The 24465-nt window shown below is 67.8% G+C and carries 24 protein-coding genes; 13 read left to right on the forward strand and 11 right to left on the reverse strand.

All coding sequences use genetic code 11. The features are described from left to right. Nucleotides 1-7 precede the first annotated feature (7 nt). Nucleotides 8-328 (reverse strand): DUF2782 domain-containing protein, encoded by a 321-nt coding sequence (locus tag FURADRAFT_RS00915; RefSeq protein WP_008952206.1) that lies wholly within the window; start codon nt 326-328, stop codon nt 8-10. A gap of 26 nt (nt 329-354) precedes the next feature. Then, the gene (locus FURADRAFT_RS00920; protein ID WP_008952207.1) at nt 355-1083 is read right to left on the reverse strand and encodes an LOG family protein; all 729 of its coding nucleotides are present in this window, start codon (nt 1081-1083) and stop codon (nt 355-357) included. A gap of 15 nt (nt 1084-1098) precedes the next feature. Here FURADRAFT_RS00920 and polA point away from each other — a divergent pair, with 15 nt between their 5' ends. The 7 genes from polA (at nt 1099) to FURADRAFT_RS00955 (ending at nt 10454) form a co-directional block, all read left to right on the forward strand. Continuing rightward, on the forward strand, nt 1099-3870 hold the full coding sequence (gene polA, locus FURADRAFT_RS00925) for a DNA polymerase I (protein ID WP_081455919.1): 2772 nt from the start codon (nt 1099-1101) through the stop codon (nt 3868-3870). 204 nt (nt 3871-4074) lie between these two features. Further along, nucleotides 4075-4641 carry a GspH/FimT family pseudopilin gene (locus FURADRAFT_RS00930; RefSeq protein WP_008952209.1) on the forward strand — a complete coding sequence of 189 codons (567 nt, stop codon included), beginning with the start codon at nt 4075-4077 and terminating at the stop codon, nt 4639-4641. 118 nt (nt 4642-4759) lie between these two features. Next, a complete protein-coding gene (gene pilV, locus FURADRAFT_RS19820; RefSeq protein ID WP_268869723.1) occupies nt 4760-5401 on the forward strand; it encodes a type IV pilus modification protein PilV in 642 nt (213 codons plus the stop codon). After that, nucleotides 5379-6419, forward strand: coding sequence for a prepilin-type N-terminal cleavage/methylation domain-containing protein (locus FURADRAFT_RS00940; RefSeq protein WP_008952211.1), 1041 nt, complete (start codon nt 5379-5381; stop codon nt 6417-6419). Before pilV ends, FURADRAFT_RS00940 begins: the two co-directional genes overlap by 23 nt. After that, nucleotides 6392-7042: a pilus assembly PilX family protein gene (locus FURADRAFT_RS00945; RefSeq protein WP_008952212.1), complete on the forward strand. Its 651-nt coding sequence runs from the start codon at nt 6392-6394 to the stop codon at nt 7040-7042. Before FURADRAFT_RS00940 ends, FURADRAFT_RS00945 begins: the two co-directional genes overlap by 28 nt. Beyond that, entirely contained in the window at nt 7042-10029 is a 2988-nt protein-coding gene (locus tag FURADRAFT_RS00950) for a pilus assembly protein (protein ID WP_008952213.1), read from the forward strand. Before FURADRAFT_RS00945 ends, FURADRAFT_RS00950 begins: the two co-directional genes overlap by 1 nt. After that, on the forward strand, nt 10029-10454 hold the full coding sequence (locus tag FURADRAFT_RS00955) for a type IV pilin protein (protein ID WP_008952214.1): 426 nt from the start codon (nt 10029-10031) through the stop codon (nt 10452-10454). Before FURADRAFT_RS00950 ends, FURADRAFT_RS00955 begins: the two co-directional genes overlap by 1 nt. A gap of 84 nt (nt 10455-10538) precedes the next feature. Here the strand turns inward: FURADRAFT_RS00955 and FURADRAFT_RS00960 are convergent, their stop codons facing one another. The 5 genes from FURADRAFT_RS00960 to arsC form a co-directional block, all read right to left on the reverse strand. Then, complete coding sequence (locus FURADRAFT_RS00960; RefSeq protein ID WP_008952215.1) at nt 10539-12071, reverse strand: DHA2 family efflux MFS transporter permease subunit; 1533 nt, start codon at nt 12069-12071, stop codon at nt 10539-10541. A 15-nt stretch (nt 12072-12086) separates the two neighbouring features. Next, nucleotides 12087-13238 carry an HlyD family secretion protein gene (locus FURADRAFT_RS00965; protein WP_008952216.1) on the reverse strand — a complete coding sequence of 384 codons (1152 nt, stop codon included), beginning with the start codon at nt 13236-13238 and terminating at the stop codon, nt 12087-12089. Between the two features lie 10 nt (nt 13239-13248). Beyond that, entirely contained in the window at nt 13249-14679 is a 1431-nt protein-coding gene (locus FURADRAFT_RS00970; RefSeq protein WP_050773203.1) for an efflux transporter outer membrane subunit, read from the reverse strand. A 74-nt stretch (nt 14680-14753) separates the two neighbouring features. Next, nucleotides 14754-15248 (reverse strand): MarR family transcriptional regulator, encoded by a 495-nt coding sequence (locus FURADRAFT_RS00975; RefSeq protein ID WP_008952218.1) that lies wholly within the window; start codon nt 15246-15248, stop codon nt 14754-14756. A gap of 60 nt (nt 15249-15308) precedes the next feature. After that, entirely contained in the window at nt 15309-15659 is a 351-nt protein-coding gene (arsC, locus tag FURADRAFT_RS00980; RefSeq protein ID WP_008952219.1) for an arsenate reductase (glutaredoxin), read from the reverse strand. A gap of 115 nt (nt 15660-15774) precedes the next feature. Here arsC and FURADRAFT_RS00985 point away from each other — a divergent pair, with 115 nt between their 5' ends. The 5 genes from FURADRAFT_RS00985 (at nt 15775) to FURADRAFT_RS01005 (ending at nt 20484) form a co-directional block, all read left to right on the forward strand. Further along, complete coding sequence (locus tag FURADRAFT_RS00985; RefSeq protein WP_008952220.1) at nt 15775-17013, forward strand: multidrug effflux MFS transporter; 1239 nt, start codon at nt 15775-15777, stop codon at nt 17011-17013. Nucleotides 17014-17139: 126 nt separating this feature from the next. Next, nucleotides 17140-17685 (forward strand): iron transporter, encoded by a 546-nt coding sequence (locus FURADRAFT_RS00990; protein WP_008952221.1) that lies wholly within the window; start codon nt 17140-17142, stop codon nt 17683-17685. 255 nt (nt 17686-17940) lie between these two features. Next, complete coding sequence (locus tag FURADRAFT_RS00995; RefSeq protein WP_008952222.1) at nt 17941-18270, forward strand: cupredoxin domain-containing protein; 330 nt, start codon at nt 17941-17943, stop codon at nt 18268-18270. 22 nt (nt 18271-18292) lie between these two features. After that, nucleotides 18293-19114 carry an FTR1 family iron permease gene (locus tag FURADRAFT_RS01000; RefSeq protein ID WP_008952223.1) on the forward strand — a complete coding sequence of 274 codons (822 nt, stop codon included), beginning with the start codon at nt 18293-18295 and terminating at the stop codon, nt 19112-19114. Further along, nucleotides 19087-20484 (forward strand): 4Fe-4S binding protein, encoded by a 1398-nt coding sequence (locus tag FURADRAFT_RS01005; RefSeq protein ID WP_008952224.1) that lies wholly within the window; start codon nt 19087-19089, stop codon nt 20482-20484. Before FURADRAFT_RS01000 ends, FURADRAFT_RS01005 begins: the two co-directional genes overlap by 28 nt. 212 nt (nt 20485-20696) lie before the next feature. Here FURADRAFT_RS01005 and ybaK read toward each other — a convergent pair whose 3' ends face one another. Continuing rightward, nucleotides 20697-21179: a Cys-tRNA(Pro) deacylase gene (gene ybaK / locus FURADRAFT_RS01010; RefSeq protein WP_008952225.1), complete on the reverse strand. Its 483-nt coding sequence runs from the start codon at nt 21177-21179 to the stop codon at nt 20697-20699. Between the two features lie 208 nt (nt 21180-21387). On the opposite strand from ybaK, the gene FURADRAFT_RS01015 reads away from it, so the two are divergent. Continuing rightward, nucleotides 21388-21816, forward strand: coding sequence for an Hsp20/alpha crystallin family protein (locus tag FURADRAFT_RS01015; RefSeq protein ID WP_008952226.1), 429 nt, complete (start codon nt 21388-21390; stop codon nt 21814-21816). Between the two features lie 43 nt (nt 21817-21859). Here the strand turns inward: FURADRAFT_RS01015 and FURADRAFT_RS01020 are convergent, their stop codons facing one another. From FURADRAFT_RS01020 to FURADRAFT_RS01030, 3 genes are all read right to left on the reverse strand, one after another. Beyond that, the gene (locus tag FURADRAFT_RS01020; protein WP_008952227.1) at nt 21860-22537 is read right to left on the reverse strand and encodes a protein-methionine-sulfoxide reductase heme-binding subunit MsrQ; all 678 of its coding nucleotides are present in this window, start codon (nt 22535-22537) and stop codon (nt 21860-21862) included. Continuing rightward, nucleotides 22527-23435: a protein-methionine-sulfoxide reductase catalytic subunit MsrP gene (msrP, locus tag FURADRAFT_RS01025; protein ID WP_008952228.1), complete on the reverse strand. Its 909-nt coding sequence runs from the start codon at nt 23433-23435 to the stop codon at nt 22527-22529. Before msrP ends, FURADRAFT_RS01020 begins: the two co-directional genes overlap by 11 nt. 200 nt (nt 23436-23635) lie before the next feature. Next, complete coding sequence (locus FURADRAFT_RS01030) at nt 23636-24442, reverse strand: TIGR01212 family radical SAM protein (RefSeq protein WP_008952229.1); 807 nt, start codon at nt 24440-24442, stop codon at nt 23636-23638. Nucleotides 24443-24465: the final 23 nt, after the last annotated feature.

The following is a 24465-nucleotide window of genomic DNA, read 5'->3' on the forward strand; positions in this document are numbered from 1 at the left end:
GCCCCCGTCAGAATCGGAACAGGACCCAGCGCGGGATCACCAGGCGCTGGTTCGAGTCGATCTGTCTCATGCTGCCGTTGCCTTCCTCGTCCATCAGGTAGTACGGCACGCCATGGGCGGGGGTGACCTTGATCATGTAGAGCTGACCGTTAATGCGGTATTCCTCGATCTTGTCGCTGCCCTTCTGGATGATGCGGACTTCGGGTTCCACGGCGGCGTTGGCGTCCGTCGCCACGTTGGGCGGCGGCGGGACCACCGCCTTGGCGGGGGGCGTGTCTGCCAGGGCCGGGACGGCCACGAGCAGGAGGAGGGGGAGCAGGCGGCGCATGGCGGCGTTCCTTGAGTTCATGAAGATTACAGATTGAGCAATTGTTCGCGTTCTTCCGGCAATGCCTCGAAGCCACGCGTCTCGTAGTGCTTGAAGATGGCCTCGACGATCTGTTGCGGATCGTCGATCAGCTTCAGGAGGTCGAGGTCGTTGGGGTTGATCAGCTGGTCGCCGACCAGTCGCTCCTTCACCCAGTCGAGCAGGCCTTTCCAGAACTCGGTGCCGCACAGGATAATCGGAATCTTGCGGCTCTTGCCGGTCTGGATCAGCGTCAGCGCCTCGAACATCTCGTCCAGCGTGCCGAAGCCGCCCGGCATCACCACGTAGGCGATGGCATGCTTGACGAACATCACCTTGCGCGGGAAGAAGTGGTTGAACTTGATCGACAGGTCCTGGTATTCGTTCGGCTTCTGCTCGTGCGGCAGCACGATGTTGAGCGCCACCGACGGGCTGCGGCCGTAGAAGGCGCCCTTGCTGGCGGCTTCCATGATGCCCGGGCCGCCGCCGGAAATGACCGAAAAGCCCGAATCCGACAAACGCCGGGCGATTTCCTCGGCCAGCTTATAATAGGTGTGGTCTCGCGGGGTGCGGGCGCTGCCGAAGATGCTGACGGCGGGCTGGATCCCCTGCAATTCTTCCGCCGATTCGACGAATTCGGCCAGAATCTTCATCACGTGCCACGCTTCGCGCGAACGGAAACGCTGCATCGCGGCGTGACGGTCGCTCGTCTGCGGCAATTTATCGGACAAGCTCATAATTATTCGCCTTCTATGAAAACGTTATTATTGATCGACGGCTCTTCTTATCTGTATCGCGCTTTTCACGCCATGCCCGATTTACGTTCTCCGGAAGGTCAACCGACGGGAGCGATCTACGGCATGGTCAACATGCTGCGTCGCCTGGAGAAGGAGGTCCGGTTCGATTATAGCGCCTGCGTTTTTGACGCAAAAGGCAAGACCTTCCGCGACGAGCTCTATCCCGACTACAAAGCCAACCGGCCGTCGATGCCGGAGGAGCTGGCCAGCCAGATTACGGCGGTGCACGACGTGGTGCAAGCGTCCGGCTGGCCGATCCTGGTGGTGGACGGCGTCGAGGCCGACGACGTGATCGGCACGCTGGCGCGCCAGGCGGAGGCGGCCGGCATGCAGGTGATCGTCTCCACCGGCGACAAGGACATCGCCCAGCTGGTGTCGCCGGTGGTGACGCTGGTCAACACCATGACCAACGAGACGCTGGACGAGGGCGGGGTGAAGGAGAAGTTCGGCGTGCCGCCCGGGCTCATCATCGACTACCTGACGCTGATCGGCGACAAGGTCGACAACGTGCCGGGCGTCGACAAGTGCGGTCCCAAGACCGCGGTCAAATGGCTGGAACAGTACGGCTCGCTCGAGGCGGTGATGGCCAACGCCGCGGCCATCTCCGGCAAGGTCGGCGACAACCTGCGCGCCGCGCTCGACTGGCTGCCGAAGGGGCGCGAGCTGATCACCATCAAGTGCGACGTGCCGCTCGACGCCGAGCTGCCGCAGGGCATGGAAACGCTGCTGCACCGTGAGCGCGACAAGCCGAAGCTGATCGAGCTCTTCACCCGTTTCGGCTTCCGCAGCTGGCTGCGCGAGGTGAGCGACGCCAACGGCAGCGCCGCGGCCGATGCCGCCGCCCCGGCTTCGGCCAACCCCGGCGTCAACGGCGAGCTGTTCGGCGCCGCCGAGGACGACGAGGCGCCCGCCGCCGCCGTCGAGCGCCGCTACGAGACCCTCCTCACCGCGGCGCAGCTCGACGCCTGGCTCGCCAAGCTGGAGGCGGCGCCGGTGGTGTCGCTCGACACCGAAACCACCAGTCTCGACCAGATGGAAGCGCGCCTGGTCGGCATCAGCTTCTCGGTGACGGAGGGCGAGGCCGCCTACCTGCCGCTGGCGCACCACTACGCCGGCGTGCCCGAGCAACTCGACCTCGCCGCCACGCTGGCCCGGCTCAAGCCCTGGCTGGAGAACCCGGCCAGGAAGAAGCTCGGCCAGAACCTCAAGTACGACCGCCACGTGCTGGCCAACCACGGTATTGCACTGGCCGGCGTGGCCGACGACACGCTGCTGGCGTCGTACGTGATCGAGAGCCACCTGACGCACAATATGGACGACCTGGCGCGGCGTCATCTGGGCGAGAGCACGGTGAGCTACGAGGAGATCTGCGGCAAGGGCGCCAAGCAGATCGGTTTCGCCGAGGTCGACATCGCGGTGGCGTCCAACTACGCCGCCGAGGACGCCGACATCACGCTGCGCCTCAACCGGGCGCTGGCCGGCAAGCTGGAAGGCCGCCTGGCCAGCGTGTACCGCGACATCGAGCTGCCGGTAGCCGAGGTGCTGTTCGCGATGGAGCGCAACGGCGTGCTGATCGACCGCCAAAGGTTGGCCGAACAAAGCCACCAGCTCGGCAGCCAGATGCTGCAACTGGAGCAGGAGGCCTACCAGCAGGCCGGCCAGCCGTTCAACCTCAACTCGCCCAAGCAGCTGCAGGAAATCCTGTTCGGCAAGCTCGGCATCGACACCAAGGGCGTCAAGAAGACGCCGTCCGGCGGCTTCTCCACCGACGAGTCGGTGCTGGAGCAGCTGGCGCTCGACCACCCGCTGCCCAAGCTGATCCTGCAATACCGGGGGCTGGCCAAGCTCAAGTCCACCTACACCGACAAGCTGCCGTCGCTGATCCGCCCGGATACCGGCCGCGTGCACACCAACTACGCGCAGGCGGTGGCGATCACCGGGCGGCTGTCGAGCTCCGATCCCAACCTGCAGAACATCCCGGTGCGCACCGCCGAGGGCCGGCGCGTGCGCGAAGCCTTCATCGCGCCGCCGGGCCACCGCATCGTCAGCGCCGACTACTCGCAGATCGAGCTCAGGATCATGGCGCACCTGTCGGACGACGCCAACATGCTGGCGGCCTTCGCCAGCGGCGAGGACATCCACAAGACCACCGCCGCCGAGGTGTTCGGCGTGACGCGCGAGCAGGTGACGTCGGAGCAGCGCCGCGCCGCCAAGGCGATCAACTTCGGCCTGATCTACGGCATGAGCGCCTTCGGCCTGGCCGCCCAGCTCGATATCGAGCGCAACGCGGCGCAGCAGTACATCGACCGCTACTTCATGCGCTTCCCCGGCGTGGCCGACTACATGCAGCGCACGCGCGAGATGGCGCGCGAGCAGGGCTACGTCGAGACCGTGTTCGGGCGTCGGCTCTACCTGCCGGAGATCCGCGCCAGCAATCCGGGCCGGCGCAGCGGCGCCGAGCGCGCCGCGATCAACGCGCCGATGCAGGGCACCGCCGCCGACCTGATCAAGCTGGCGATGATCGCGGTGCAGCGCTGGCTGGTGGCGGAAGGCCTGGGCAGCAAGCTGATCATGCAGGTGCACGACGAACTGGTGCTGGAAGTGCCGGAAGCCGAACTGGCGCGGGTCAAGGAGCGGCTGCCGCAGATCATGGCCGGCGTGGCCGAGCTCAAGGTGCCGCTGCTGGCCGAAGTGGGGGCCGGGGAGAGCTGGGAGGCGGCGCACTGAGCGCGTCCGCCGCCTGCCGACCGACAACCGCCTACGGGCGGTTTTTTCTTGCCCGCTCGACCCGGCCGGGGCGGTCAGCCAGCGCGCCCGCGTTGATCGCCTCCTGCCCTTCGGTCCCGGCAACGCGCGCGGCTTGGAAAAGCCCATCCATCATGATAATCTGATTAACTTATATGACAAAAATATAATTAAGCCGTATTTGCCATGATGTATGTCGCGTTTCGCCGAGGGGAGCGGGGCTTCACCCTGATCGAGATGATGGTGGTGATCTCGATCGTTGCCATCCTGCTGGCGCTGGCCGTGCCCGGCTTCAACGCCTTGCTGGCGGACTCGCGCATGGAAAGCCGCACCCAGGCGCTGCTCTCCAGCGTGCAGTTCGCCCGCAGCGAGGCCATCCGCAGCAACGCCAACGTCTACCTGTGCGCGCTCAACACCAAGAGCAACCTCGACGTGCAGGGCTGCCAGGGCAAGGCCAAGAAGGGCGACACCTCGTGGTCGGAAGGCGTGCTGCTGTACGCCGACCAGCCCGGCGGCAACCCCGGACGCTACAACAGCGGCGAGCGCCGCCGCCACGTCATGTTCAGCGGCGAGCCGACGGTCAGCTCGGCGCTCGACCAGTTCATGCTGACCCCGGAAGGGCGCCTGCCCACCGGGGTCAGCCCGTCCTGGGTGGTGCGCGACGCCGCCTCGGGGCAATGCGCCAGCGTCACGGTGCTGGCCAACGGCCGGCCACGGCTGTGCAGAGGGGCGGATTGTGCCGGCTGCGCCTGAGAACCTGTCCACGATCTTGCTGCGCGCCCCTGATCGGGGCTCATGCGCTGCGCTGCGCGTGCAAATCTCCGATTTGCCCAGCCATGATCCTCATGCACTCCAGTACAGTCCGGTTTCTGTGCTGCTCTTCACCCCGCTGAGGGGCGCTCGCGACAGATCGTGGGCAGGTTCTGCGTCCCGCCAGCGCGGCTTCTCGCTGCTGGAAGTGCTGATCGCTATGTTCGTGCTGCTGGTCGGCCTGCTGGCCTTGGCCGGGCTGCAGGCGCGCACCCTGAGCCAGACCCGCGATACCGAGATCCGCAGCCTGGTGGCGCTGCAGGCGGAAAGCCTGGCCGAGGCGATGCGTGCCAACCCGCTGCGCCAGCTCGATGCCAACGGCGCCACCGTGCTGTCCTGGGCGCACTACGTCGAGAGCGGTTACGCCAGCCACGACGCCAGCGCCCCCGCCAACAGCTGCCGCGATGCCGCCGGCTGCAGCCAGCAGAACCTCGCCGCGCTCGACCTGTGGACCTTCAAGTCCGGGCTGGCCAGCGGACTGGCCGCCGGCAACGCCGTCCAGGCGGCGGTCTGCCGCGGCAGCGCCGCCCCGAGTCAAGACGATCCGGGCTGCCGTGGCAGCGGTCCCCTGTCGATCCGCGTGGTGTGGTCGTCCCGTCTCGACGGCAAGAGCCGCCAGGCGCTGGTCGATAGCGGCCAGCGTGCCGCCACGGCGTCCTCTCCCCTCGCTGAAAACCGCTATGTCCTCGTGTTCGAGCCTTGACGCGCGCCAGCGCGGCATCACCCTGATCGAGCTGATGATCGCCGTCGCCATCGGCTCGATCATCGTCGCCGTGGTGTTCGGCAGTTTCGTCTCGACGCGCCAGAGCCTGCGTTCCGCCGAGCAGCGCATCGCACGCCAGCAGGACGCCCGCTCGGCGTTGCAGCTGCTGGCGCGCGACCTGCGCATGGCTGGCAACTTCGGCTGCGCCGCGCTGGGCGAGCGCGGCGACGACTGGCAGGTGGTGAATCGCGGCGGGGCGAGCGCCTGGCAGCAGGTCGACCAGAACAGCAACGGCCTGCGCGGCCTCGCCAAGGGCAGCGCCGCCGCCAGCGCCTGGCTCGGCGGCCTGAGCGCGGACAGCGACCTGCTGATCGTCCAGTACGGCCAGGGCGCCTTCCCGCTCGGCACCCGCACCGTCAACGCCGCGGGCGACGCCGTCACCGGCCTCACCTTCCTGCCGCCCGAGCAGGGCGACTGGGCCAACTGGACCCGGCTGGCGCTGGCCAGCTGCTCGCAGATCGACGTGCTGGCCAGCGGCAGCGGCATGACCCTGGGCAAGAGCGAGACGGCGCAGACGCTGACGCTGGACGAGGCCCATGCGCTGCCGCTCAGGACGGCCAGCCGCGCCACCGGTCATCAGCTGGCTTCGCTGGAAGTGATGGCGCTGGTGTCGCGCGCCTATTTCGTCGCCGAGGTGAACGGGGAAAAGCAGCTGCTGCGCCGCGAGATGCTGGCCGACGGCAGCCTGGGCGCCGCCACGCTGGTGGCGGACGGGGTGGCCTTGCTCAGCGTGGACTACGGCGTGCTGGACGATTGCGACGCCGACTCGACACCGCGGCTGCATTACGCCGCCGCCGGCGAGGTGGCCGACTGGCGGCAGGTCGGCACGGTGCGCCTGACGCTGACGCTGCAGCAGGCTTCGGCGCTGCAGGCGGGGCAGAAGGTGAGCGTGGCCTACCCGCTGACGGTGGCCTTGCGGGGAGGGGTGCAATGCGCACAGCGTCCGCTGCAGGGCTGAGGCAGCGCGGCAGCGCCCTGATCGTGGCTCTGATGGTGCTGCTCATGATGACCCTGGTGGTGCTGGGGTCGTCGCGCCTGATCGTCGACGAGCAGCGCATCGGCAGCAACCAGAGCGACCGCCAGGCCACCTTCCAGCTCGCCGAACTGGCGTTGAAGGCGGCCGAGGCGCGGGTGGCGGAGATGGACCAGGCGCTCGACGTGGCGGGCAAGAGCGACGACGCCTTGTTCGGCGCCGGCGGCGTGTTCAGCGCCAGCTGCCGCAACGACGCCAACCCGGCCGGCTGGCAGAGCGGGCTGTGCGCCACCAGCGCGCAGGTGGGCGGCGGCGCGCTCCAGCCCTGGGAGCGCACCGTCAGCGTCGGCAAGCAGAGCGTGCCCGCGCTGCACCCCTGCGGCAACGCGCTGGAATACGCCTTCAAGAGCGGCGCGGTGCAGAACCGCTGCCCCGACGTGGTGACGCTGGACGGGGTGTGGGCCAACCCGCGCTACCTGATCGAGCTGGTCGACCGGAACTACCAGGACAGCGACGGCGGCGGACGGCTGTACCGTCTCACCGTGCGCGCCTGGGGCAAGAACGCCAACAGCGTGGTGACGCTGCAAAGCTATTACGTGGTGCCGTGATGATCTCCCGCTTCCTGCCCCTGCTCGGCCTGGCCGGGCTGCTGCTGCCGATGCCAACCTATCCGGCCAACAGTTGCACGCTGCCGGCCTACAACAGCCCCTATCCGAGCGCACCGTTGCAGCTGTCGGTCAAGGTCACGCCCAATATCCTGCTGTTCTTCGACAACTCGGGCAGCATGGCCTGGGATGTGTACGGCAATACCGGCCAGAAGCGCGAGAGGCATTGCAACTGGCGCGGCTGCTGGTATGGCGACGTGCTCGACCCGTTGCAGGGCGAGACGCGGCTGTCGATCGCCAAGGACGTCACCAAGAGCATGATCGATGCCTATCCCGACATGCGCTGGGGCTTGTTCTCGTTCGATCCGTCCAGCAGCAAGGACTACGTCAACGACCGTGAGGATCTGCGCTACAACCGGGCGGGGCGGCTGGTGGCGGAGGTCGGTGGCGGCAAGGACCATCTCGACCGGGTCAAGAGCGCTATCGACAGCCTCGGCGCCGACACCAACACGCCACTGGCCGAGGCCTACTACGAGATGACGCGCTATTACCGCGGCATGAGCTCGGCCTATTACAAGCCGGTCAATCCGGCGTCGGGCAGCCGCGGTTCCGGCCGCTACGCCAGCCCGGTGCAGTACCGCTGCCAGGCCAACTTCGTCCTGATGATGACCGACGGCGAGCCGACCGAGGACAACGAGTTTCCGCTGTCTGGCGACCCCCTCTTCGCGGGGCTGTCGCTGGGCAAGGACAATCCCCTGCCGTCCTTCGCCGGGCGCGCCGCTGCCGGCGACCTGTTCACCTCCGGCAGCGACGGCGAGGGCCAGGGCTGGGACGCCGAGACGTTCGCCCGGCAGTCGATCAAGACCTACACCATCGGCTTCACCGTCGATAACACCCTGCTGCAGAAAACCGCCATGCAGGGCGGGGGGCGTTATTTCACCGCCAGCAACCGGGAACAGCTCAAGGCCAGCTTCACCTCGGCGATGGACGACATCTACCGCCAGAACTCGACCTCGACGCCGCCGGTCAGCGGCGAGCGCCAGACCAGCGCGCTGCTGCATACCACCTACGACACCCGCAGCTGGACCTCGCGTCTGCTGAGCTACCCGGTCGACGCCAAGGGCAGGCCGGACTTCAGCCGGCCGAGCGAGGCGCTGCTGCCGGACTGGGACAAGCGCACCGTCTATACCCGCTACTACGACAATCGCAGCAACAACTGGGTGTGCAACAAGAACGGCAGCAACAAGGCCATCGACAGCAACGTCGTGGCGCAGGCGTTCAAGCCCGGCATGGCCGACAACGACAAGCTCACCTTCGGCAGCCAGCCCAACGACGTGATCCACTTCGTGCTGGGCCACGCCATGCCGGGGCAGCGCTTCGATAAGCGCACCACGCCCTGGCTCGGCGACGTCATCGACTCGCCGCTGACCACGTTCTCGGCCACGGACGCCCAGCTGGTGGCGGTGGGCGGCAACGACGGCATGCTGCACGTGTTTCGCAAGGCGACGGGCGAGAGCGCCTACCAGGAGGTGCTGGGCTACGTGCCGTTCGAGGTGCTGACCCGGCTCGTCGATCTCACCGACCCCGACTACGGCTCCGCGGCCAAGCCGCACCGCTACTACGTCAACGGCGCGAGCGTGGCGCAGACCCTGGACAATGGCCGCACCTACCTGGTGGGCGCGTTGGCGCAGGGCGGCAAGGCGCTGTTTTCGCTCGATGTCAGCTCGCTGATGTCGGCCAGCGGCAAGGCGGCCGCGCCGGCCGAGGTGGTGCGCTGGGAAGCCGGCGCGGCGAGCGGCGCGAGCGCGCTCGGCTACGTCTTCGGCCAACCGGTGATCGCCAAGGTGCGCCATCCGGTGAGCGGCGCCAGCGTGTGGGCGGCGATCAGCGGCAACGGCTACGACAGCGCCAGCGGCCAGGCCGCGCTGCTGGCGTTCGAACTGGACAGCGGCACCCTGCTGGGCGAGATCAAGGTCGGCCGCGTCGGCGGCAACGGCCTGTCCGGGCCGGCGGTGCTGGACTTCGATGGCGACAAGGTGGCCGATGCGGTCTACGCCGGCGACCTCAAGGGCAATGTCTGGCGCTTCGACCTGCGCGGCGACTGGGCGGCGCCGGCCAGCCCGTTCTGGCAGGGCGACGCCAGCCAGCCGGTCACCGCCACGCCGGCGTTGTACCGGCGCCCGGGCGGCGACGGCTACATGGTGCTGTTCGGCAGCGGCCAGCTGCTGTACGACAGCGACCGCCGCTCCACCACCGGCCAGAGCGTGTACGGGCTGTGGGACACGCCGCAAAGCGGCAAGTATTACCAGTACGGCGACCGCGAGGGCGCCGGCGGGCGCGGGCTGATCGTGCGCCAGAGCCTCGATGGCGAAGTCGGCAGCACGGTGAAGATGGCCGATGGCAGCCTGCACGACTACACCGTGCGCCGCACCACCAGCCACCCGGTCGCCATCGGCGAGAAGGCGGCCGGCGGCTGGTACCTGGACCTGGCGGCCGGCAGCGGCGAGCGCCTGCTGCACGCCCCGGTGCTGGTCGGCGAGCGGCTCTACTTCACCACGCAGATTCCCTTCGTGGCGAACCTGCAGTGTTCGGTCGGCGGCGACGGCTGGCTGATGTCGTTGGACCCGCTCTCCGGGGCGGCGCCGGCCAAGACCGCGTTCGACCTGAACGGCGACGACAAGGGCACGATCGCCGACTGGGCCGTGTTCGAAACGGGCAAGGTGGCCCAGATCCCCAGCGGCGTGCGTTCCGAAGTCGGCATGCCGTCGGCGCTGCGGCTCTACGTCAGTGCCGCCAGCAACTATCAATGGCAGAGTTATGCCGACCAGAACGGCCAGATCAACAACCGCGACAACGCCAGCATCGCCAAGGCCGGCAAGGGGCTGCGGCTGGCGTTCGGCGGCAGCAACGACGGGACGCCGGCGGGGGTAGGCATCCCCGGCGACGCCAGCAAACAAGGCAGGCGCATCGCCTGGCGGGAGATATTCTGATGCGGTACAAGGTTGGCCGAAGCCGGGGCTTCACCCTGATCGAACTGCTGATCGCGCTGGCGGTGGTCGGCATCCTGGCGTCGCTGGCGCTGCCCTCGTACCGCGAGCACGTGATCCGCGCGCGCCAGAGCGAGGCGAGAGCCGCGCTGCTCGACAATGCCCACTTCCTCGAGCGCTGGTACAGCGAGAAGGGCACCTTCAAGCAGTCGTCCACCGCCTGGCCCACCCTGCCGGTGACCGCCACCGAGTTCTACGACATCGCCTTCGCCAGCACCGCCAAGAACACCGACGACGGCGAGTACCAGCTGGAGGCCTCGCCCAAGGCGGGCAAGGACTGGGTCGGCGGCACGCTGACGCTGGACCAGGACGGCAACATCAAGCTGTGCCAGACCGGGAAGGACGGCAAGGAAAGCTGCACCTTGTAGCGCGCCGTTGGGCGGCTTCGGCCAACCTTTGGGCGACAAAAACCCGGCGTGGCTCACGCCGGGTGTTGACGGTGAGCGGACGGCTCAGTGCGCGCCGCCGTCGCCACCAGAGTGCCCGAACGGCGGTTTGGCGAACCAGATCAGCCCGAGCAGCAGCACGAACAGGCAACCCGCGCCCCAGAACACCTCGTTGGACGCCAGCACATAGCCCTGTGTGGTGATCTCGCGTGCCGTCAGCGCCGCCTGCTGGCCGGCCGACAGCCCGGCCTGGCCCAGCAGCCCGAACCACTGCTGTGCGACGCTGCCGCCGCTGTCGATGGCGGCGGTGAGCTGGGTGTGGTGGACCGCCTCGCGCGTATCCCACAGCGTGGTGCTGACCGAGGCGCCGATGCTGCCGGCCAGGATGCGCAGGAAGTTCGACAGGCTGGAGGCGCTCGCCACGCGGTTGGGCGCCACGCGCGACAGCGTGATGGTGGTCAGCGGCATGAAGAAGCAGGCCAGCCCGATGCCCTGCACGAACTGCGGCCAGATCACGTAGGCCAGGTCCATCTGCGGCGAGAAATGGGTGCGCCAGAAGAAGCACAGCGCGAACACGCTGAGGCTCACCGTCACCAGCCAGCGCATGTCGAGGCGGTGCGCGTTCTTGCCGATGATCGGGGAGAGCAGCACCGGCAGGATGCCGACCGGCGCCGAGGCGATGCCGGCCCAGGTCGCGGTGTAGCCCAGCTGGGTTTGCAGCATCAAGGGCAGCAGCACCACGCCGCCGAAGTACATCATGTAGCCCAGGCTGATGCAGATCACGCCGACCGTGAAGTTGCGGATGCGGAACAGCGACAGGTCGATGATCGGGTGCTCCTCGCCCAGCTCCCAGATCACCAGGTAGGTCAGCGCCACCACCGCGACGATGGCCATCATCACCACCTCGCTGGAGTGGAACCAGTCGAGCTCCTTGCCCTTGTCCAGCATCAGCTGCAGCGCGCCCACGCCCAGCACCAGCAGCGTCAGGCCGACGCGGTCGATCGGCAACGCCTTGATCTCGCTCTCGCGTCCTTGCAGCTCGCGCCGCGCCACGGCGGCGGCGAACAGACCGACCGGGATGTTGATGAAGAAGATCCAGGCCCAGTGCCAGTTGTCGCTGATCCAGCCGCCCAACAGCGGGCCGAAGATCGGCGCCACGATCACCGTCATCGCCCACAGCGCCAGCGCCATGCCCTTCTTCTCGGGCGGATAGCAGGCCAACAGCAGGCTCTGCGACAGCGGGATCAGCGGCCCGGCCACCGCGCCTTGCAGGATGCGGAAGGCGATCAGCAGCGGCAGGTTCGGCGCTAGTCCGCACAGCCACGAGGCCAGCACGAACAGCACGGTCGAGGCGACGAACAGCCGCACCTCGCCGACGCGCTTGGCGAGCCAGCCGGTGAGCGGCACGGCGATGGCGTTGGCGACGCCGAACGAGGTGATCACCCAGGTGCCCTGGCTGGTGGCGGCGCCGAGGTTGCCGGCGATGGTCGGCAGCGCCACGTTGGCGATGGTGGTGTCGAGCACCTGCATGAAGGTGGCCAGCGACAGCGCCAGCGTGATCCATACCAGGCGCGCGCCGGTGAGCGGAGGAGGCGTCATGGCGGGCGCTCCGGCTTAGTGGCTGGCGCCGGCGTTGGCGGCGAGCAGCTGCGCCACCAGCGCATCGGCCTGCGCCAGGTCCGGGGTCAGGGCGCGCGTGACCTGGGCCGGCGCAGTGCGCGGCGCCTCGGCCAGGGTGGGGCCGTCCTGCTTGCGGGTCTGCACCTCGACCTGCATCGACAGCCCGACGCGCAGCGGGTGCGTCTTCAGCTCGGCGGCGTCGAGTTCGATGCGCACCGGCACGCGCTGCACCACCTTGATCCAGTTGCCGGTGGCGTTCTGCGCCGGCAGCAGCGAGAAGGCGCTGCCGGTGCCGGCGGCCAGCCCGGCCACCTTGCCGTGATAGGTGACGTCGCCGCCGTACATGTCGGCGTGCAGTTCCACCGGCTGGCCGAGGCGGATGGTGTGCAGCTGGCTTTCCTTGAAGTTGGCGTCCACCCACACCTTGTCGAGCGGCACGATCGCCAGCATCGGGCTACCGGCGCTGACGCGCTGGCCGACCTGCACGCTGCGGCGCGCCACATAGCCAGCCAGCGGGGCGCGCACCTCGGTGCGCTGGAGCGCGAGCCAGGCTTCCTTGAGACGGGTGGCGGCGCGCGCCACCGCCGGCTTGCTGGCCAGCGTTTCCTGGCCGAGCAGGGCCTGGGTGCTGGCGGCCTGTTCCTGCGCCACCGCCAAGGCGGCGCGCGCGGTGGCCACGGCGTCGCGCGCGTGCGCCAGCTCCTCGGCCGACAGCGCCTCGCTGCCCGCCAGCTGCTGGCGTCGTTTCAGGTCGTCTTCTGCCCGTGCCAGCTCGCTCTGGCGCAGGCTGACCTGGGCGCTTTGCTGGCGTTCGCTGCCGATCAGCTGGCGCGTTTCGCGCACCGCCTGCACGAACTCGTTGCGCGCCCGTTCGAACGCCAGGCGGGCGTCGTTGGCTTCCAGCGTCACCACGGTCTGGCCGGCGTTGACGCGGTCGGTGTCGTCGGCGGCGATGCTGACCACGGTGCCGGCGATCTCCGGCGTGAGCTGGATCAGGTGGCCGTTGACGTAGGCGTCGTCGGTGGCTTCCTGGTAGCGCAGCACGGTGGCCCAGTAGGCGCCGTAACCGATGGCGGCGATGGCGAACACCAGGCTGGCCAGGATCAGGCCGCGCTGGCGCGAAGGGTTTTTGGCGGGTTTTTCCATGGAGTGTTCCTCAGGGCTGCGCCGGGGCCAGCAGGCCGCCGCCCAGCACGGTATTCAGGTTGACGAAGGCGAGCTGGCCGGCGGCCTGGCTGTCGAGGCGGGCGGCGCGCTGCACCAGCTCCGCATCCTGCGTGCCGAGCAGGTCCAGCTTGTTGCTCAGACCGGCGCGCAGCCGTGCCACGCCGGCGTCGCTGGCGCGGCGGGCGCTGTCTTCGGCCTGGCGCGCGTCGGCCAGCTGCTGGCGCGCCTGGTCGCGGCCGGACAACGCGTCGGCGGCCTGGCGCAGGGCGTCGAGCACGGTCTGGTTGTAGCTCTCCACCGCCTCGTCGTAGCGCGCCTGCTCGCGGCTCAGGTTGGCGCGCAGCGCGCCGCTGTGGAAGATCGGCAGGGTGACCGCCGGGGCGATGCCGAGCATGCGCGATTCGCTTTGCAGCAACTGGCCGATGTCGAGCGACGATAGGCCGATGAAGGCACTCAGCTGCACGTTGGGGTAGAACGCGGCACGCGCCGCCTTGACGCTGTGCGCCGCCGCCTCCAGCCGTTCGCGCTGCGCCACCACATCGGGGCGCTGGCCCAGCAGGGCGGCGGTGAGCGCTGCCTCGTCGAGGTCCGGCGTGGTGCCGAGCGGGGCCGGGCTCAGGGCGTCGAGCGCGTTCGGCGCTTGGCCGGTGAGCGCCGCCAGGGCATGGCGGGCGCGCGCCGCATCGCCTTGCTGGGCGCTCAGCTGCTGTTTCAGCTGCGCTTGCAGCACTTCCAGCGGGCGCAGGACATCGGCGCTGAGCAGGCCGGCGCTGACGCGGGCGCGCAGCAGTTGCAGGCGGCTGTCGGCCAGCTTGAGGCGGCCGGTGCTGAGTTGCTGCTGCGCCAGGGCGCGCTGCAGCACGGTGTACTGGCTGGCCACGGCCTGGGTTAGCAGCAGTTCGGCCTGGCGGGCGTCGAGCGCCTGGGCACGCTGCTGCCCCAGCGCGGCGTCCAGCTCGGCGCGGTGCTTGCCCCATAGGTCGAGCTCCCAGCCGCCGTCGAGCGAGATCGCGTACAGCGTCTGGTAGCTGCCGCCGATCGGCGGCGGCAGCAGGCCGTTGGCGGAATAGCGTTCGCGGTCGAGGCTGGCGTTGGCGTCGAGTTGCGGGCCGCGCCGGCTGTCGGCCAGCCCGCTCAGCGCGGCGGCTTCGCGCACGCGGGCGGCGGCCAGTTTCAGCGACGGTGCTTGCCGGCGCGCGCTGGCGATCAGCTGGTCGAGTGCCGGGTCGCCCAGCGCCTGCCACCAGTTGTCGTGCACCGGGTCCGCCTTGGCGGCCGGCAGCGCCAGGCGCTCGGCGTTGAGCGGGGTGGCGGGGGCGGCGCTCGGGGCCGGGGTGGCGCAGCCGGCCAAGAGGCCGGACAGCAGCAGCATTCCCAGGGCGGGCTGCCAGTGGGGGCGGGGGAGTGGAGGTTTAGTCATGCAATTATTCATTTGCAAAATAATAACTGTGGTTACTATATGGTCGACAAAAAACCGGCCAGGCCGGTTCCTGCTCAGCCGCCGAGACGGGCGAGCAATTTGCGCAGCAGACCCTCCAGCTGCACTTTTTCGTCCCCGCTGAAGTCGGACCACAGCGAGCGGTTGCGGTCACGCGCCACCGGCATGATGAGCTCGACGAAACGGATGCCCGCGTCGGTCAGCACCAGCCGGATCTTGCGGCGGTCTTCGGCGCAGGGCTGGCGCTCTGCCCAGCCGTTCTTCACCAGTTCGTCCGAGATGCGGGTGGCGTTGGTGCGCGAGGAGTCGAGCGTGTCGCTGATGTCGGACGGATACAGCACGTGGTCCGGGCAGGCGTACATCGTCATCAGCGTCATCCACACCGACTCGTGAATGCCGTAGTCCTTCAGCGCCTCGTTCAGATAGGCGCCGAGACGCGGCATGATGTGGTAATAGAGCCGGGTGAGGATGACCTCCTGGCGCGGCACGCCGGGAAAGCGGCTGTCGACACGGTCTATCGCCTGTTCGAGCTGGTGAAAGGATTTGTTCATGGCTCGATTATAGTAAACCGTGTTACTATTTCGCAAGAAACATTTTGCTGGTTGGCAGATTCACTGCCCGAGCAGGGTCAGCACCCGCTCCGGAGGCCGGCCGATCACGGCCTGTTCGCCTTGTACCGCGATCGGGCGCTCGATCAGGCGCGGGTGGTCGACCATCACCGCGATCAGGTGGCGGCGCTCCAGCGTGACGTCGTCCAGGTGCAGCGCCTGGTACTCGTCCTCCTTGTGGCGCATCAGCTCGCGCGGCTCCAGCTGCAGCAGCGTCAGCAGCCGGTCGAGTTCCTCGGCGCTGGGCGGGGTTTTCAGGTAGTCGATGATCTCGACGTCGGCGCCGGCGTCCTGCAGCAGTTTCAGTGCCTCGCGCGACTTGGAGCAACGCGGGTTGTGATAGAGGCGAATCATGCGGGGTTCCCCTTTTTTAGCGGACGGCTATTGTGACCCAATAGGCCGGCCGGGGCCAAGCCGCCGCCATCCGCGCGGCCGGGCCACTTTAGATTATTTGGAAAACGACGATTTGATGCCTTCACAGACTGTTACTTCCCCGAGCGCCACGCGTTCGCGCGGCCTGGCCCTGGTGCTGGCGCTGCTGGCGACGCTCGGGCCGTTTTCGATCGATACCTTCCTGCCGGCGATGCGCGCCATCGGCGCCTCGCTCGGTGCGAGCCCGGTGGAAATCCAGCAGGCGCTCACCGTCTACCTGTTCTGCTACGGCATGATGATGTTGTGGCACGGCTCGATCTCCGACGCCGTGGGACGCCGTCCGGTGGTGCTGGTGACCACCCTGTTGTTCGGGGCGGCCTCGGTCGGCTGCGCGCTGGCCGACAACCTGACCACGCTGTTGATCTTCCGCGGCCTGCAGGGACTGTGCGGCGGGGCCGGCCTGGTGGTGGGGCGGGCCATCATCCGCGACCGTTTCGACGGCGCCGAGGCGCAGCGCATGATGTCGCAGGTGACCATGCTGTTTTCGCTGTCGCCGGCGATCGCGCCGGTGGTGGGAGGCTGGCTGTTCGGCGCCTTCGGCTGGCATTCGATCTTCGTGTTCATGGCGCTGATCGGCTTCGGGCTGTTTGTCATGAGCTGGTTCTCGCTGCCGGAGACGCACGGCCACGAGCGGCGCCAGCGCCTGCACCTGGGCACGCTGCTCGCCAATTACACCCGGGTCGCGCGCCAGCGCGAGTTCCAGCTCCTGGCGGCGGCGGTGTCGTTCAACTTTGCCGGCTTCTTCGTCTACATTCCGGCCGCGCCGGTGTTCCTGATGCAGCACCTGGGGCTCGGGCCGGAGCAGTTCCTGTGGATGTTCGGCCCGGCGGTGGGCGGCATCATGTTGGGCGCCTTCCTGTCCGGGCGCCTGGCCGGGCGGCGCGGGGCGCGTGAGATCGTCAACCTGGGCTACGGCGTGATGTTCACTGCGCTGGCGTGCAACCTGCTCTACAACCTGCTGTTTCCGCCCGCGCTGTTCTGGAACGTGGCGCCCTTGATGCTCTACACCACCGGCATGTCGCTGGTGGCGCCGTCGATCACGCTGATCCTGATGGACCAGTTTCCCGAGCTGCGCGGCACGGTGTCGTCGCTGCAGGGCTTCACACAGACCATGATGTCGAGCCTGGTGGCCGGCGTGATCGCGCCCTTGGTATGGGGCAGCCCGCTGACGCTGGCACTGACCATGGCGTGCTTCCTCTGCCTGGGCTTCGCCTTCCGCATGGCATTCCGGCGTCGTCTGGCGCGTGGCGTGGCGCTGGCCGGCTCATCGCGTTGATCTAGATCAAGATGAAATTCATTCTCATCTATTGCGCTAGGTGAGATTAAGAATGATAATGACTCCCGTTAATTGATCGGTGCCGGCCGTTGCCGGCAGCCCGCCATCCTTCATTGGGAGAACCGAATGATCCGTCGTCTGAGCCATGTCGTGCTGGCCCTTGCCGGTGTCGCCGCCGCCTCGTCCGCCCTTGCCGCCGAATACCCGATCGGCAAGCCGCAAATCAAGAACGGCATGGAAATCGGCGCCGTTTACCTGCAGCCGGTGAAAATGGAACCGGAAGGCATGATGCGCAAGGCCGCCGAGTCCGACGTGCACCTGGAAGCGGACATCCACGCCGTCAAGAACAACCCGAACGGCTTCGCCGAAGGCGACTGGATGCCGTACCTGGTGATCAAGTACGAGGTCAGCAAGGTCGGTTCTAACCAGACCATCAAGGGCGACTTCATGCCGATGGTGGCCTCCGACGGCCCGCACTACGGCGACAACGTCAAGCTGATGGGGCCGGGCAAGTACAAGCTGAAGTACACCATCCAGGCGCCGAGCGCCAACGAGCATGCCCATTTCGGCCGCCACGTCGACAAGGAAACCGGGGTCGGCGCCTGGTTCAAGCCGTTCGAGCTGAACTACGAGTTCACCTACGCCGGTACCGGCAAAAAAGGTGGCTACTAAGAACCTATCCCATTAGGTGGCTACACCTTCGCATCTTGAGCGCCGGTGCTGCTCTGAGCGTGCGAATCTTTAGATTCGCTCAGCCATGATCCTCATGGACTCTGTGTCCACTCCGGTTCCTGTGCTGCGTCGGCACTCAACCTGCCTCGGTTCGCACGCCCACTGGAATAGCTTCGAGCCACCTGTGCCACGATCTGATTGCCGCGTCGCAGCTTCCTGCGGCGCTTTTTCCCTTTCTAGCAGGAGCGTTGTTTGATGAAGCGTGCATGGCTGATGGTGTTGGCGCTGGGGCTGGCTTCGGCCAACGTGCTGGCCGAAGAGTTGCCGGTGTACCGGCTCGAACTCAAGGACGGCAAGCTCAATCCCGCCCGGCTGCAGGTGGCGGCCGGCAAGAAGTTCAAGATCGAGCTGGTCAATTCCGGCAAGACCCCGGTCGAGTTCGAGAGCACCCAGCTGCGCAAGGAGAAGGTGCTGGGCCCCGGCGCCGACTCGTTCGTGGTGATCCAGCCCTTGAGCCCGGGCGAGTACAAGTTTTTCGACGAATTTCACATGGCCACGGCGCAAGGCGTGATCGTCGCCAAGTAAGCCGGCGGGCAGGGAGGCAACAATGGGACAGGTGCTGTTCATCGTCTGGCGCGAGAGCGTCGAGGCCATGCTGGTCATCGGCATTCTCTACGCCTGGCTGAATAACCATGGCGAGGTGGCGGCGCGCGGCAAGCGCTATCTGTGGGGCGGCGTGCTGGTCGGCTTCTTGTGCGCCATCGTGCTGGCGCTGGGCCTGTTCGGCGCGGCCGAGCTGTTCGGCGGCGCGCAGGACAGCTTCCAGACCGTCATGGTATTCACCGCCGCCGCGCTGATCGTGCACATGGTGCTGTGGATGCGCGAGCACGGCCGCACCCTGAAGCGGGAGCTGGAAAGCGGCCTGGCGGATAACGCGGCGCGCAACAACTGGTGGGGCGTGCTGACGCTCACCGCCATCGCCGTGGCGCGCGAGGGCAGCGAGACCGTGGTGTTCCTGTACGGCATGCTGGCTGGCGCCGACGGCAGCACGCTGCTGTCGATGGGCGGCGCGGCACTGCTGGGCTTCCTGCTGGCGCTGCTGACCTTCTTCCTGTTGCAGCTGGGCGGGCGTTTCCTGTCGTGGCGGCTGTTCTTCCGCGTCACCGAGGTGATGCTGCTGCTGTTGGCGGCGGCGCTGTTCATGAACGGCATCGAGCACCTGATCTCGATGGGCTACCTGCCGGCGCTAGTCGATCCGCTGTGGGACAGCTCGATGCTGCTCGACGACATGTCGCCGGTGGGCGGCGTGGTGGCGGCGCTGACCGGCTATCGCGCCCATCCGGCGCTGATGAGCCTGTTGGCCTACGGCATGTTCTGGTTGCTGATGACGGGGTTGATGAGATGGCGGCAACAACAGCCGGCGGCGTGAGCCGCCTGTTGGCGAAGGGCGGCGACTGGCTGCGCGATCATGGCCGCCTGCTGCAGCGTCTGCAGTGGGTGGTGGTGCTGGTCTACGCTTTCCTGCTGGTGGTGCCGGCCTGTCTGCCGCTGCCGCCGGACACGGCGCGGATGGTCGACAACCTGACCATCTTCGCCCAGTTCGTGTTCTGGGGCATCTGGTGGCCATTCGTGCTGCTCAGCATGGTGCTGTTCGGGCGCGTCTGGTGCGGCGTGCTGTGCCCCGAGGGGGTGCTGTCGGAATGGGCGGCGCAGAAGGGCCTGGGCCGGCCGATCCCGCGCTGGATGCGCTGGGGCGGCTGGCCCTTCGTCGCCTTCGTGCTGACCACGGTGTACGGCCAGCTGGTGAGCGTCTACCAGTATCCGAAAGCCGCCCTGCTGGTGCTGGGCGGCTCGACCGTGGCGGCGGTGGCGGTGGGTTTCGTCTATACCCGCGGCAAGCGCGCCTGGTGCCGTTACCTGTGCCCGGTCAACGGCGTGTTCGGCCTGCTATCCAAGCTCGCCCCGCTGCACTTCAAGGTGCAGGAAGAAGCCTGGCAGGCGTCCATCGCCAACAAGAGCGTGATCCGCATCCAGGCGGTCAACTGCGCGCCGCTGCAGCCGATCCGCCACATGAAGGGCGGCAGCGGCTGTCACATGTGCGGGCGCTGCAGCAGCCACCGCGACGCGGTGACGCTGTCACTGCGCTCGCCCAGCGCGGAGGTGGTCGAGGTGGCCGAGCGCGAGGCCGACGGCTGGCAGACGCTGCTGATCGTCTACGGCCTGCTCGGCGTGGCGATCGGTGCCTTCCACTGGAGTGCCAGCCCGTGGTTCGTCACGCTCAAGCAGATGGCCGCGGAGTGGCTGATCGCACGCGACATCTGGTGGCCGTTCGAGAGCAACGCGCCGTGGTGGCTGCTGACCCACTACCCGGAATTGAACGACAGCTTCTCCTGGCTCGACGGCACCATGCTGCTGGGCTACGTGTTCGCCACCGCGCTGGCGATGGGCACGGTGATCAGCGTGCTGTTGGCGCTGGCGGTGCGCTTGGCCGGACCGTGGCAGCGCCAGCGTTGGCACCACCTGGCGCAGGCGCTGATCCCGCTCGCCGGCTGCGGCGTGTTCCTCGGCCTGTCGGCGCTGACGGTGACGCTGCTCAAGAACGAGGGGCTGCCGGTGTTCTGGGTCAACGACTTCCGCCTGCTGCTGTTGGCTTCGGCCAACCTGTGGTCGCTGTGGCTGGCGGCGCGCATCGTGCGGCGCTGGTGCGGCGGGGTGCGCTGGCTGGCGGCGCTGCTGCCGTTCCTCGGCACGCTGGCCTGGGTGGACAGCGCCTGGGGCTGGATGTTCTGGTGGTGGTGAATCCGGCCCCATTAGGCGGCTATGCCTTTGCATCTTGAGCGCTGGATTCGCACAGCGATGCGGAATCCTCATGGACCCTGTGTCCATTCCGGTTCCTGCGCGTTGGCGGCACTCAACCTGCCTTGGCTCGCTCGCCTACTGAGATAGGCAGCGAGGACCAATGACCTGCCACCAAGCCGGCGCCGCACTGCGCCGGTTTTTTTGCGCCCGTTTTAGGCGGCGGCGTTGACTAGCGTCGGCTTCAGCACGCGCACCAGGTCGGCGGCGCTGATGGCCACCAGGAAACCGCGCTTGCCGCCGTTGATGTAGAGCGTGTCGAGCTCGGCGATGCTCGCCTCCATGTACACCGGCATGGCGTGGCGCGTGCCGAACGGGCTGGTGCCGCCCACCTGGTAGCCGCTGTGCTTGTCGGCGGTCTTGGGGTCGCACGGGTTCACCTTCTTGGCGCCGATCTGTTTCGCCAGCATGCCGGTGCCCACCTCGCGGTCGCCGTGCATCAGCACGATCAGCGGCTTCTTGTGTTCGTCTTCCATTACCAGGGTCTTGATGACGACGTGTTCATCGACCCCCAGTTCACGCGCCGACACCGTGGTGCCGCCTTTTTCCTCGTAGGCGTAGAGATGGGGGCTGAAGGGCACGCCGTGCTCGCGCAGCACGCGCACCGCCTGGGTCACCGGGGTCTTGTCCTTGCTCATGGCTGTTGTCGTGGCGGTAGAAAGGGTGAAAGGGTAGGGCGAAACCGCGTGGCTGCCAAGATGCCGCCGCCGATTTGCGCTAGGTCAAGCCAGCCCGGATGAAGGCCTTGAAAATCAGCGGCTAAGGACCATACCTAAGGTGAGTGGCTACCGGTTGTGCCGGCGGCCGGGCGATTGTTTCTTGTAACCCGACAGGAGGAGTAACACCATGAAAGACCTGATTCGTCGCACCAGTCTTGAACCGCTGCTCGACGACATGTTCAAGGGCTTCTTCGTGCGGCCGTTCGGCTTCGAGGCCGGCGCCGACCTGGCCGGCGGCATCAAGCTCGACGTCAAGGAAGACGACAAGGCGTACACCGTGCACGCCGAGATTCCCGGCGTGAAGAAGGAAGACATCAGCGTGCAGATCGAAGGCGGACGGGTGCAGATTTCCGCCGAGGTGAAGAAAGAGTCCGAGACCAAGGAAGGCGAACGCGTGCTGCGTTCCGAGCGCTACTACGGCCAGGTATCGCGCAGCTTCCAGTTGGCGCAGGACGTGGACCAGAGCACGGCCACGGCGCGCTACAACGACGGGGTGCTGGAACTGACGCTGCCGAAGAAGACCGGCGGCACTTCGCGCCAGCTGACCATCGAGTGAGCCGTCCGTTCTGTGCTGAAAGGCCGCCGCGAGGCGGCCTTTTTCATGCCTGTGGCTTGCCCTGAGCCGTGATCCGTGCCGCGCGTGCACGCCAGTACAGCCGCAGCCCCAGCAGCAGCGTCAGCACCGCGGCGTAGATCAGCGGCTGGCGGATGTCCTTCTTCACCAGCCACCAGTAGTGAGTGACGCCGAGCACCGCCACCGCGTACACCAGGCGGTGCAGCCGACCCCAGTTGCGCTTGAGCCGGCGCAGCCAGCCGTCGGTGGAGGTCACGGCGAGCGGCGTCATCAACAGCAGCGCGGCGAAGCCGACGGTGATGAAGGGGCGCTTGGCGATGTCCTTGACGATGGCGTGCCAGTCGAAGAACTGGTCCAGCCACACATAGGTGGTGAAGTGCAGCGTGGCGTAGAAGAAGGCGAACAGGCCGAGCATGCGGCGAAAGCGCTGCAGCACGTTCCAGTCGGCGAGCCGGCGCAGCGGCGTCACGGCCAGCGTGGCCAGCAGCCAGACCAGGGTCCAGGTGCCGGTGGAACGGGTGATGAACTCGATCGGGTTCACCGCTTCGCCGTTGAGCACGATCCACGCTGTGCGCATGAGCGGCAGCAGGCAGGCGACGAAGACCAGCGCCTTGGCCAGCGCCAGCGGCCGGGAGGCGGGACGGGCGGGGTTGGCCGAAGCCCGCGCGCGCGCCGGCGAGGGCAGGGTCTTGTCAGAAATCACGGCGCAGGTCCATTCCCCGATACAGGCCGGCGACCTGCTCGGCGTAGCCGTTGAAGGGCAGCGTCTTGCGCTTGAAGAATTCGCCGATGCGCCGCTCGCTCGCCTGGCTCCAGCGCGGGTGGTCCACCGCCGGGTTGACGTTGGAGTAGAAGCCGTACTCGTCCGGCGCCGCCAGGTTCCAGCTGGTGAGCGGCTGCTGCTCGGTGAGGCGGATGCGCACGATCGACTTGATGCTCTTGAAGCCGTACTTCCACGGCACCACCAGCCGGATCGGCGCGCCGTTCTGGTTCGGCAGCGGGTTGCCGTAGAGGCCCACCGCCAGAATGGTGAGCGGGTGCAGCGCCTCGTCCAGGCGCAGCCCCTCGCGGTACGGCCAGTCCAGCACGCGGCGCTGCTGGCCGGGCATCTCGGCCGGGCGCTGCAGCGTCTCGAAGGCGACGTACTTGGCCTTGCCGGTGGGCTCGACCTGCTTGAGCAGGCTGGCGAGCGGGAAGCCGATCCACGGTATCACCATGCTCCAGCCTTCCACGCAGCGCAGGCGGTAGATGCGCTCTTCCTGCGGGAATTTCAGCAGTTCCTCGATGCCGAAGCGGCGCGGCTTCGCCACGTCGCCGTCCACCAGCACGCTCCACGGCCGCGTCTTGAGGCGCCCGGCGTTGGCCGCCGGGTCGGCCTTGTCGGTGCCGAACTCGTAGTAGTTGTTGTAGCTGGTGATGTCCTTGAGGCTGTTGAGCGGCTCGCTGGTCGACAGCGGGCTCTTCCTGGCGGCGAGCGCGGCCAGCGTCTCGCCCGACAGCATCAGGCCGGCGGCGCCGAGCATGAAGCTGCGGCGGTTGAGGTAGACCGCTTCCGGGGTGATCTCGGAGGGCGGGATGTCGGACGGTTTCTTGATCAGCATGGTGGTAGCCTCCACGGGGAATATGCCTTAGTCGGCGTTCCCGGACTGATCTGACAGCCGATCGTCGAAACGGTTTCGCCGCCGCGCTCAGGCTCCCGTCCAGGGGCGGCCCAGCGCGCTGCCCTGCGGCCCGGCGGCGGCCAGGTTCGCGGCGATCGCCTGCAGCGCCGGCCAGCGCGGGCCGCACCACGCCGGGGCGATCAGGGTCGGCGCCTGCGCGGTGGCGGAGATGCGATGATAGACCACCTCGGGCGGGTGTGGCGGATCAGTTCGGCCGCCAGCGCGGCGTAGTGCTGCTGCGTCAGCGGGGCGATCTCGCCGCGCCGGTACTGCGCCGCCATGCGGCTGCCGCGCACGATCATCAGCGGGTGCAGCTTGAGCCCCTCGACGCCGATGTCGAGTACCGTGGCCAGGGTCTGGTGCACGTGGGCGTCGTCCTCGCCGGGCAGCCCGGCGATGAGGTGGGTGCAGACCTTGAGCCCGCGCCGGTGCGCCCGCTGCACCGCGTCGCGGTAGTCGGTGAGGCCGTGGCCGCGGCGGATGCGTTCCTGGGTGGCGTCGTGCGCGGTCTGCAGGCCGAGCTCGAGCCAGATCTCGTAGCCCTGCTGCTGGTAGTCGGCGAGCAGCTCGAGCGCGCTGTCCGGTACGCAGTCCGGGCGCGTGCCGACGCACAGCCCGACCACGTCGCTCTGCGCCGCCGCCTCGTCGTACAGCGCCTTGAGCGTGGTCACTTCGGCGTAGGTGCTGGTGTAGGCCTGGAAGTAGGCCAGATAGCGCCGGGCGCGGTCGGTCTTGTGTTTTTCGCGCGCGATCTGCTCGGCGATGGAAAGGGCGGCGGCGTCGCGGCCAAAGCTTTTGACGTCGCAGAAGGTGCAGCCGCCGCGGTCCAGCGTGCCGTCGCGGTTGGGGCAGGTGAAGTCGCCGGCCAGCGACAGCTTGTGCACCTTTTCCCCGAAACGGGTCTTGAGGTAGTGGCCGAAGGTATGAAGGTGGCGGGTCAGATCCATGCGCGGCCGGGCTCGTCGGCGGA

The organism is Pseudogulbenkiania ferrooxidans 2002 (assembly GCF_000174355.1).
GTDB lineage: Bacteria > Pseudomonadota > Gammaproteobacteria > Burkholderiales > Chromobacteriaceae > Pseudogulbenkiania > Pseudogulbenkiania ferrooxidans.